Here is an 11430-nt window from a genome sequence, read left to right on the forward strand (position 1 = left end):
GTCCAGTTCCGAGCGGACCGCGTCGGCGTCGACGGGCGGGCGCACGGCCTGGCGGGTCCATCGCCAGCGCCTCACGCGGGGAGATCCCGAAGAACTCCGGATCGAACTCGGCCGCGTCGTGCAGGAAGCCGCCCGTGCGTACGGAGGACTTGCCCGGCCCGTTCTGGTCAGGGTCATAGAGGCTCTCGACGTCCCAGCCGCGGTCGGCCGGGAAGTCGTCGATCGCGTCGTGGCCCTCGGCGGCGAAGGTCCAGAGCTCCTCCGCGGTCCGGATGCCGCCGGGGAACCTGCAGGCCATGCCGATGATCGCGATCGGATCGTCGGCGCCCTGGGCGTAGGTGGCGGGCGTCGTCGTCGCGTCGGCGGCGTGCGGGGCACCGGTGTCCGGGAAGAGCTCGGCGAGGAGGTGCTCGGCGAGCGCGCGCGGCGTCGGGTGGTCGAACACGGCGGTGGCAGGCAGTCGCAGGCCGGTCGCCGCGCCGAGCACGTTCGCCAGCTCGACGGCGGTCAACGAATCGCAGCCGAGTTCCTTGAAGGAGCGGTCCGCGGCCACCGCGTCGTGGTCGGCGTGGCCGAGCACCGATGCGGCGTGGGTGCGTACCGACTCGGTGAGGGTGCGCAGCCGTTCCGGCGCAGGGAGTCCCGCCAGGCGACCGGCCGGTGAGGCGGTGTCCTGGGCGTCGGGGGTCGTGCCGGTGACGGCTTGTTCGGCCTCGGGCAGCTCGCTGAGGAGCGGGCTGCGGCGGGCCGCGGTGAACGCCGCCGCGAACCGTTCCCACTGGATGTCGGCGACGGTCAGCAGCGTCTCGTCGTCGTCCAGGGCCTGGCTCAGGGCGCCGATGGCGAGATCCGGTGCCATGGCGCCGAGTCCCCGCAGCCGCAGCCGGTCATGAGCGGGGCCGCGTGCGGCCATGCCGTGCCCGGCCCACGGGCCCCAGGCGATGGAGGTGGCCGCGAGCCCCTGCGCCCGGCGGTGCTGCGCGAGGGCGTCGAGATAGGCGTTGGCCGCTGCGTAGTTGGCCTGGCCGGCGCTGCCCAGCGTGCCGGTGTCGGAGGAGAACAGGACGAAGGCGCTCAGGTCGAGGTGGGCGGTCAGTTCGTGCAGATGATGTGCGGTGAGCGTCTTGGAGTCCAGCACGTCCGCGAATCGCTGGGGCGTCAGCGTCTCCAGTGTGCCGTCGGCGAGCGTTCCGGCGGCGTGCACGACGGCCCGCAGCGGGCGGTCCGCGGGCAGCCCGGCGAGCAGCGCGGCCAGTGCCTCCCGGTCCGTCGCGTCGCAGGCCACGATGGTGACGTCCGCGCCGAGGGCGGTGAGTTCGGCCTTGAGGTCGGGGGCGCCGGGGGCGTTCGGACCGCGTCGGCTGGTCAGTACGAGGTGCTCGGCGCCGTCGCGGGCCAGCCGGCGGGCCACGTCCGCGCCCAGCGCCCCGGTGCCGCCCGTGATGAGTGTCGAGCCGTGCGGGGCCCGGTCGCCGGTGCGGGAGCGTGCGGCGGCCCCGCGGGGGCTGCGCACCAGGCGGCGGGCCAGCACGCCGGAGTCCCTGACGGCGACCTGGTCCTCGCCCGTTCGGCCGGAGAGTACGGCGCACAGCCGGTCCGCCGCACGGTCGTCCAGCACCGGCGGAAGATCGACGAGCCCGCCCCATAGCCGCGGGTGCTCCAGAGCGGCCACGCTGCCCAGCCCCCAGGCCAGTGCCTGGGCGGGCGCGTCGAGGCGGTCGGCGGAGGAAGCGGATACGGCACCGCGGGTGAGGCACCACAGCGGTGCGGCGGTGCCGAGGTCGGCGAGCGCCTGAAGCAGTGCCGTGACCGCGGCGATGCCGCGGGGCAGCGACGGGAAGCGGACGTGGGGTACGGGATCGGTGGCGAGGGTGGTCACCACCGCTGCCGGCTCTCCGGCGCCGTCCAGTACGGCCGTGATGTACTCCGCCATCGCCGCGCGGTTGTCGACGCCGTCCACGGACACGCGTACGACGTGGGCACCGGCCGCGGTGAGCGCGGTGGCGACTGCGTCGGCCGTCTCGTCGGCGGAGGGCTGCACCAGCAGCCAGGTCCCGCCAAGGACCCCGGGGAAGGCGGGTGTGACCGTCTTCCACCGGATCCGGTAGCGCCATTGGTCGACGGTTGTGTCGCTGTCGCGGGCCTGGCGCCACGTGGAGAGCGCCGTACGGGCCGCGGACAGCGACTCGTCGTCCTGCATGCCGAGAGCGGTGCGAAGGGTGTCCCAGTTCTCGTCGGCCACGGCCTCCCAGAACTGGAGGTCTGTCGTTCGGGCCGAGTTCGCCCCGGGTGCGGTGGGCGGCGCGTCGAGCCAGTAGCGCTGGTGCTGGAAGGCGTAGGTCGGCAGCTCAACCGTCCGGGCGCCTGCGAACAGCCTGCTCCAGGCGATGTCCACACCGTGGACGTGAAGTCGGGTGAGTGCGGTGACGAGGCTGAGTTCCGGGTCGCGGTCGGCGCGCTGCATCGCGACGCAGACTGTGCCCGTCTCGCTGTCGGCGAGTGTGGTGTCGGCCAGGGCAGCCAGCACGCTGTCCGGGCCGGCCTCGACGAACCGGGTCACGCCCTGAACGGCGGCCGTACGTACCGCGTCCGCGAACCGGACGGTCTCCCGGACCTGACGCACCCAGTACGCGGGCGAGCACAATTCCTCTTCGGAGGCGGTCTCGCCGGTGAGAGTGGAGATCACGGGAATCCGCGGCGCCCGGTACTCCAGCCGCTCGGCGACCTGGGCGAACTCCTCCAGCATGCCATCCATGCGGTGGGAGTGGAACGCGTGCGAGACCCGCAACCGGTTCGTCTTCCGGCCGCGTTGCCTCGCCCAGCGCTCCACGGCCTCGACCGCGTCCGCGTCGCCGGACACCACCACCGACTCGGGGCCGTTGACCGCCGCGAGCCACACCGCGTCGCCCAGCTGTGCGGTGACCTCCTCTTCGCGCGCCTGGATCGCGAGCATGGCCCCGCCCCGCGGCAGCGCCTGCATCAGGCGTCCACGCGCCGCCACCAGCGTGCACGCGTCCTCCAGCGACAGCACCCCGGCCGCATGCGCCGCCGAAAGCTCCCCTACGGAATGCCCGATCAGCACATCGGGCGCGATACCGAAGGACTCCAGCAGCCGGAAGAGCGCCACTTCGACGGCGAACAGCCCGGCCTGAGCGTTCACGGTCTGATGCAACTCGGCCTGGCCCGCGCCCCACACCACGGCCCGGACCGACAGGTCCAGGGCACGATCCAGCTGACCGCACACCTCGTCGAATGCCGTCGCGAACGCCGGGAACCGGTCGTGCAGTTCGCGTCCCATGCCCAGCCGCTGCGCGCCCTGACCGGAGAACAGCACCCCGAGCCGGTCGCGGCCACCGGCCGTCGCCAGGCCGCGCACCGCACCCGCGGCGGGTTCGCCCCTCGCCAGCGCGAGCAGCCCCGCCAGCAGCGCGTCCCGGTGGTCGCCCACCACGGCCGCGCGCTGATCCAATCCCGCCCGCGTCGTCGCCAGGGAGAAGCCCACATCCACGGGGGACAGTTCCGGCCGTGCCGCCAAGAAGCCGTGCAGCCGCTCCGCCTGTGCCCGCACCCCCGCCTCGGAGTTCGCCGACACCACCCACGGCACCACGGTACGGGCACCGGTAGCCACGGGCGCCGCGTCCCCGGCGGATTCCTCCCGCTCGGCCGGCGGCGCCTGCTCCAACACCACGTGCGCGTTCGTGCCGCTCACGCCGAACGAGGACACCCCCGCGCGCCGCATCCGGTCGGTCTCCGGCCACGGCCGGGCCTCGGTCAGCAGTCGCACGGCGCCCGCGGACCAGTCCACGTGCGAGGACGGCTCATCGACGTGCAGCGTCCTCGGCAGCACCCCGTGCCGCATCGCCTCGACGATCTTGATGATGCCGGCCACACCGGCGGCGGCCTGCGCATGGCCGATGTTCGACTTCAACGATCCCAGCCACAGCGGCCGGTCCTCGTCCCGTCCCTGCCCGTACGTGGCCAGCAGCGCCTGCGCCTCGATCGGGTCACCCAGCCTGGTGCCGGTGCCGTGTGCCTCGACCGCGTCCACATCGGCGAAGGACAGTCCGGCGTTGGCCAACGCCGCTCGGATCACGCGCTGTTGGGAGGGGCCGTTCGGTGCCGTGAGACCGTTCGACGCGCCGTCCTGGTTCACCGCCGAACCGCGTATCACGGCCCGTACCCGGTGCCCGTTCCTGCGGGCGTCCGACAGCCGCTCCACCAGCAGCATCCCGGCGCCCTCGCTCCAGCCGGTGCCGTCTGCCGCCTCGGCGAAGGATTTGCAGCGGCCGTCGGCCGCCAGCCCGCGCTGCCGGGAGAAGATGGCGAACTTCGCGGGGGTCGCCATGACCGTGACGCCGCCGACCAGGGCCAGCGAGCAGTCGCCCGCGCGCAGCGACTGGGCGGCCGTGTGCAGTGCCACCAGTGACGACGAACAGGCCGTGTCCACCGACACCGCCGGGCCCTCGAACCCGAAGGTGTAGGCCACTCGGCCGGAGATCACGCTCGCGGCGCTGCCGGTGCCCCGATAGCCCTCAAGATCGTCCGGTGCGCCGAGCAGCAGCGTCCCGTAGTCCTGGCCGTTCGTCCCGGCGAACACGCCGGTCCTGCTGCCGCGCAGGGAGAGCGGGTCGATGCCGGCCCGTTCGAGGGCCTCCCAGCTCAGCTCCAGCAGCAGCCGCTGCTGCGGGTCCATCGCCAGCGCCTCACGCGGCGAGATGCCGAAGAGACCGGGGTCGAAGTGGCCGGCGTCGTGGACGAAGCCGCCCTCGCGGGTGTGCGAGGCGCCGGGCCGCTCCGGGTCATGGTGGAACAGTCGCTCGGTGTCCCAACCGCGGTCCTCCGGGAAGCCGGTGATGGCGTCGGTGCCGGAGTGGACCAGACGCCAGAGGTCCTCGGGAGACCGGACGCCGCCAGGCAGGCGGCAGCTCATCGCCACGATGGCAAGGGGTTCGTCCGGATCGGCTGCCGCGGCCGACGCTTCCTGACCGAAGTCCGGGTCGCCGTCGCCGAGGAGTTCGTGGCGGAGCCGCTGCGCGAGGGCACGCGGCGTGGGGTGGTCGAAGACGAGGGTGCTCGGCAGCCGTGAGCCGGTTGCGGCGCTGAGCGCGTCGCGTATCTCCACGGCCGTCAGCGAGTCGACGCCCAGGTCGGTGAACGTGCCGTCGTCCCCGATCCGGTGGGATGGCTCGACGTCGAGCACGCGTGCCACCTCAGAGCGTACGAGCTCGATGAGCCTCCGGTGCTGCTCGGGCTCCGCGAGCGCGCCCAGCCCGTGCCGGTCGGCGGGGACCACGTCGGATCGAGAGGCGGTGCGCGGGGAAGTGGGCGCCTGGTCGTGCGGCCGGCGGCATCGCGCCACGGCGGCATCGAGGGTGGCGAGATCGTCGCGGTCGCGGCGCAGGACCGAGACGACGACGGCCGGTACGGCGCTGTCGGGGAGGCAGTCGCGGACGAGCGTGCTCAGGATCGCGTCCGGGCCGAGTTCGAGGAAGGTCGCCACTCCGGCCGCGTCGAGGCGGCGCACGCCGTCCAGGAAGCGTACGGACCTGCGGGCGTGCCGGATCCAGTAGTCGGGGGAGGCGATGTCCTCGCCGCGGGCGATGTCGCCGGTCACGTTGGACACGATCGGGATGGACGGCGCGTGGAAGGTGAGGCTTTCCGCCACGCGGCGGAAAGCCTCCAGCATGGCGTCCATGTGCGGGGAGTGGAACGCGTGGCTGACGCGCAGGCGGCTGGTCTTGCGGCCCGCCGCCGACCAGCGTGCGGCGATGTCGAGCACGGCCTGTTCGTCGCCGGAGACGACAACGGAGGACGGGCCGTTCACGGCCGCGATCTCCACTGCACCGTTCTGGCCGTCGAGTTCGGCCTCTACCCTCTCTTCCGTGTCCTGGACCGCCACCATCGCGCCGCCCTCCGGCAGCGCCTGCATCAGCCGGCCGCGGGCCGACACGAGCGCGCAGGCGTCCGCCAGCGACAGCACTCCGGACACGTGGGCGGCGGCCAGTTCGCCGATGGAGTGCCCGATCAGGTAGTCAGGCCGTAGCCCCCAGCTCTCGACCAGCCGGAACAGGGCGACCTCGACGGCGAACAGCGCAGCCTGGGTGTAGTCCGTCCGGTTGAGGAGCGCGAAGTCGTCGTCCCCGAAGACCACCGAGGCGAGCGGCACGTCGCGCCCGGCATCCAGGTGACGACAGACCTCGTCGAACGCCTGCCGGTAGACGGGGTACGTGCGGTGGAGCCGCTGCCCCATGGCAGGCCGCTGGCTGCCCTGGCCGGAGAACATGAACGCCATGCCGCGCTCGCCGACGTCCTTCGCCCATGCGGACAGGACGAGATGGCAGCCAGGCTCGTCGGGGGCGTCTGACGTCAGCGTGACCGCGACCTCTTCGCGGCCGTCTTGGGCACCGTGACCGGCTTCGCCGGCCGCATCCGGCGTGTCGGACTCGCCGCGGTCCCAGCGGAGTACGGTCCTGGCCAGCATGGCCGCCGACCGGACCTCCGGCTGCCATCCGGTCTCGGCGTCGGCCCGGTCCGCGGTCCTTAGCGACGCACCACTCTCCGTGGGAGTGTGCTCCGCGCCGCCGCGCATCACGCACAGAACACGGTCGCCGTCGTCGATCGCGCGCGAAACCGTCTTGAGTACGAACAGCGCCCCGGCTTCCGAGCCGGGCTCTTCCGCGCGGGCGGACTCTTCCATGCCGTGTCCGCCCGCGTTCGGCCAGGTTCCGCCGACGACGGCCAGCGCCGACTCCCCGGCCAGCAGGCCGGCGCAGGCGCGGCGAACGGATTCGGGCAGGGAGGCGTGCCCGGTTCGCACGGGCGCATCGGCCTTGAGTTCCCCGAAGAAGGGATGCAGGAGAGGTGCGTCGTCCGCCGCGTTCCCGCAGAGGAAGAGTTCGGCACTGTTGTCCGCTGGGCGGCCGGCCGACATGCTCAGTGGTTGCAGCGCTTCCCGGGCCAGCACCACCAGCACGGGCTCTTTCGCGCCGTGCCCCGCCTGCCTCGCCGATCCGTCCCGGCCGACGTCCTGCCCGTCGGGAAGAAATGCACGTCGATCCGCCGAGCGCGGAAATCGACAGGCCAACGCGACGATGGCTATGTCATTCCCGCGCATGCTGCGCCCTTCAGCCATTCAAAGCCCCTGGTACCCCCGTGTGTTCACGCACTGGCCGAACGAGCAACGAACGTCGACGTGCGCTCGAATCGCCTGTGGTCACCCCGGCGCGACGAACTCGCCTGGGTAACCGGACACGTACCTCCACGCCTCTTCTTCAGGATGCGGCGCGCAATAGGCCCGCATCGCCGAATCGACGGCGAAGAAATCAAGCGAATTCATATCTTCGCTCGGCGAGCGTACGTCCCGGGTTCGCCGGCCTACCACCCCTAATACCCCCCTAAGGGGCCCTTCCGGAATGGTCGTGGTGCGGCGCGGAGGAGGGGCCGGGTGGCCGCCGGCCCTGCGAGGTGAGGGCGCCTCGACGTGCGCCCCGGGACGGCGGTAACGAGCCATGGGCGGCAAAGCGAACGCTGCGCTCACACCGCCGACAAGTCGAGGCCAGTACACTGCGCCTGGTCACGCCCCGCCGCGAGGTTCTGCCCTTTGGAGCTGCAATGCGAGTCGTCCTCGCCGAAGATCTTTTTCTGCTGAGGGACGGGATCAGCAACCTGCTCAGCTCGAACGGCTTCGAGATCATCGCGTCGGTGGGCAGCGGCCCGGAGCTGGAGCAGGCTCTCCAGCAGCACGTGCCGGACATCGTCGTCGTCGACGTGCGACTGCCACCGTCACACACCGACGAGGGGCTGCGCATCGCGCTGTCCGCCCGCCGTGAACACCACGGCCTGCCCGTGCTCGTGCTGTCCCAGCATGTCGAGCAGCTGTACGCCCGAGAGCTGCTGACCGACGCGGCCGGCGGGGTCGGCTATCTGCTGAAGGACCGGGTACTGGACGAGGCCCAGTTCATCGAGGCGGTGCGACGGGTCGCCTCCGGTGGCACCGCCCTGGACCCCGAGGTCATCAGCAAGCTGCTGACCAGCAACGCCACCACGACGACGATGGGCAAGCTGACGTTCCGGGAGATCGAGGTCCTCCGGCTCATGGCCGAGGGCTGGTCCAACACGGCCATCGCGGCGCAGCTGTACATCAGCGAGGGCGCGGTCAGCAAGCACACGACAAGGGTCTTCAACAAGCTGGGTCTGACCGCCTCCGACGACAACAACCGCCGGGTGCTGGCCGTGTTGGCATATCTCAACCGCGCGCCCGGTGCATGACCCCGCAGGGTGGCGCGGCTCTCCGAGGCGGGGCGGTCGGAACTCACCGCCGACGTGCCTTGGAGAATGGTGGTCACGCAGCGGTTATATCTGCCGGACTGTCAGTTTCTCTCTCGGCGGCGGGATTTCCCGCGGGATGAGACGTGCGATGCCCCGATGTGCGGGCCGGCCCCTCTCGGACCGAGTTTGGCGCGAATCGCGAGCATGCCGACCGAACCGGCAGAGGCCATCGCGTATTGGGCGACGGGAGCGGACAGAGTATTCGACGTGCACAGCCGCCAACCGTATGCGATAGATTTGCGTAGCAACGGGTTTGACAAGCTCCTTAACGCCGCCACGCGTAGAAATTCACTTGACCAAGCGTTCACGCAATTTTTACGGCGACTTGGGGGCTTGGAAGGGGGATAAGTGCATGCTATTCGCAGAGCGTAACTTCGAGATTACTCTGCTCAGGGATCTGTACTCCAAGTCGGAGCAGGGCAAGGCACAGACCGTCCTGGTCGAAGCGCCGGTCGCCTGCGGCAAGACCGCGCTGCTCCATACATTTGCCGATGAAGCTGAAGAATCAGGGGCTCTGATTCTCACCGCGACCGGTTCTCGCGCCGAGCAGAGCCATCCATTCGGCCTCATCAGCCAGTTGCTACACGATCAGGGGCTTCAGCCATGGGTTGATCCGCAGGTCCGCACGCTGCTCAGACAGACCCCGGCACCCGCCCCGGAGGGCCCGGATCCGGTGGTCATGGAGCAAACCACCGCGCAGCTCGCCCGTGAGCTGTGCAACGCACTCCTGGAACTGGCCGCCCACAAGACCGTGTTGATCGGCGTCGATGACGTGCAGTACGCCGACGACCCGTCGCTGCAGATTCTGCTGTTCCTGCTGCGGCGTCTGAGGAGCGAGCGGCTGCTGGTCATCATCAACGACTGCAAGGTCTCGCCCCCCAACCATCCCACCTTCCGCGCCGAGCTGCTGCGACAGCCCAACTGCCACCGCGTCGAGCTGCTGCCGCTCACCGTGGCGGGGATCACCGAAGTGCTGACCGAGTACGTCGACGAGGCCACAGCGGCCCAACTGGCCCCCGCCTACAGCGAGGTGAGCGGCGGCAACCCACTGCTGCTGGGCGGGCTCATCGAGGACGGGACGCTCCGGCAGCCCGGCGGCGGAAGAGCGCTCTCGGCGAAGCCGATCGCCAAGGAGGCGTTCCAGCAGGCCGTCTTCGCCTGTCTGTACCGCTGGGATCAGAGCACCATCGAGGTCGCCCGTGGGCTCGCCCTGCTCGGTGCGCACTCCAGCCCGTCCCTCATAGGCCAGGTCACCGGCATGAAGAGTGCCCGGGTCGAACAGATCATGGGCGTCCTCACCCGCTCCCGGCTACAGAGGGACGGGCAACTGCGGCACCCGGCCGTCAACGCCGCCGTGCTCAACACCCTCCCCCTCGACGACAGCGCACGGATGCACCTGCATGCGGCCCGCCTCCTCCACGACAGCGGCGCCGACCCCATCAGTGTCGCCGACCATCTCATCGCCGCGGGGACCGCACCGGATCAATGGGCCGTCGCCGTGTTGCAGGACGCGTGCACCCACGCCCTCGCCGAGGACCAGGTGGAGTTCGCCACCCAATGCCTCGAACTCGCACGGTACTGCTGCGAGGACGCCAGGCTGCGCGCATCGCTGACGCTGTCGCTGGCACGACTGAAGTGGCGCCACGATCCCTCCGCCGTCGCCTCCCACCTCACCCCGCTCAAGGAAGCATTAGTGGAGGGGCTTCTGGAGGAGCGGGATGCGATCACGGTCTCCCGCTATCTGCTCTGGCGCAGCCGGCTGGAGGACGCCCAGGAGCTGCTGCGGCAGCTGGAGGCCAACACCGACGCCTCTGACCCGTCGATCGCGGCCGATCTGGGCAATCTCGAGAACTTCCATCACTGGCTGCGTCGGGAGCAGCCGAAGCCGGTGCGCGAGGCGGACGGTGCACCGAGGGCCACCGACCACGATGTGCCACATCCGGACGAGTTCACCGCCTCGTCCGCGCTGACCTCCGCTCTCAGCGACGGCCCCCATGCCAAGGCGATCGACTGGGCCGAGTCCATCCTGGCCAGTGCCTCGCTGTCCGATGCCTCGATCGGCGTGGTGCAGTTCGGACTGTCCCTCCTGATCCACGCGGGTCGCACCGACAAGGCCGCGTCCACCTGTCAGGCATTCCTGGTGGAGGCGCGGGCCCGACGAGCGACCACGTGGGAGGCGGTGCTCAGCGCGGTCCTGGCCGAGACCGCCCTGCGCCAGGGGGATTTCCCCACAGCCGAGCGGCAGGCGAAGGAGGCGATCCAGCTCATCTCCGGGCACGGATGGGGTGTGGCCATCGGCTATCCGCTGTCGGTGCAGCTGCTCGCGCAGACCGCCATGAGCAAGCACGAGGAGGCGTCCCGGCTGGTGCGCCGGTCCGATCCGAAGGCCGCGTTCCAGGGGCTCTACGGACTGAAGTACCTGCACGCCCGCGGCCACCACTATCTGGCCACCAAACGGTTACAGGCAGCCCGCTCCGATTTCCGGCGCTGTGGTGATCTCGTACGGGAATGGTCACTGGACCTGCCCGCGCTCGTACCGTGGCGCAGCGACCTGGCGCGGGTGCAGCTCGGGATGGACCAGAGCGAGGCCGCGCGGGAACTGGTCGTGGAGCAGCTGTCCATGCCGGGGGCGGACAACCCGCGGACGCGAGGCATGACGCTTCGCGTGCTGGCCGCGGCGAAGCCTCTCAAGCAGCGCCCCCCACTGCTGCGGGAGGCCATCTCGCTGCTACAGGATTGCGGTGATCGTGGCGAATTGGCGTGCGCGCTGGCGGAGCTGAGCCATGTCCACCACGAGCTCGGGGAGTTCAACCGTGCCCGGATGATGGGTCATCAGGCGATGCAGATCGCACGGGACTGCGGCACCGAGCAGCTGTGCCGGCTGCTCCTGCCCACATCGGAAACCGCCGACGGCTTGGACAGGCCGCAGACCGACGGTGTGGAGACGCTGAGCGACGCGGAGCGGCGGGTCGCCGCGCTGGCCGCGATGGAACATACGAACCGGGAGATAGCCCGCCAGCTGTACATCACGACGAGCACCGTGGAGCAGCACCTGACCAAGGTGTACCGCAAGCTCAATGTGAAGCGCCGGGAGGATCTTCC

The 11430-nt window shown here is 70.8% G+C and carries 3 protein-coding genes; 2 read left to right on the forward strand and 1 reads right to left on the reverse strand.

The features are described 5' to 3' along the window. The coding region (locus AB0D04_RS40735) for a type I polyketide synthase (protein WP_362712456.1) at positions 1 to 6973 on the reverse strand (6973 nt) is incomplete at its 3' end. A 638-nt stretch (positions 6974 to 7611) separates the two neighbouring features. Here AB0D04_RS40735 and AB0D04_RS40740 point away from each other — a divergent pair. Together AB0D04_RS40740 and AB0D04_RS40745 are read left to right on the forward strand one after the other, a co-directional pair. Next, positions 7612 to 8268, forward strand: coding sequence for a response regulator transcription factor (locus AB0D04_RS40740; protein WP_362712457.1), 657 nt, complete (start codon positions 7612 to 7614; stop codon positions 8266 to 8268). 412 nt (positions 8269 to 8680) lie between these two features. Further along, positions 8681 to 11430 (forward strand): AAA family ATPase (locus tag AB0D04_RS40745; protein WP_362712458.1); only part of this gene is annotated, 2750 nt, incomplete at its 3' end.

It is taken from the genome of Streptomyces sp. NPDC048483 (assembly GCF_040651455.1).
Lineage (GTDB): Bacteria > Actinomycetota > Actinomycetes > Streptomycetales > Streptomycetaceae > Streptomyces.

Excerpts from the sequence above, each read along its gene's own strand:
- AB0D04_RS40740 (WP_362712457.1), top strand. The coding sequence starts at position 7,612 with ATGCGAGTCGTCCTCGCCGAAGATCTTTTTCTGCTGAGGGACGGGATC.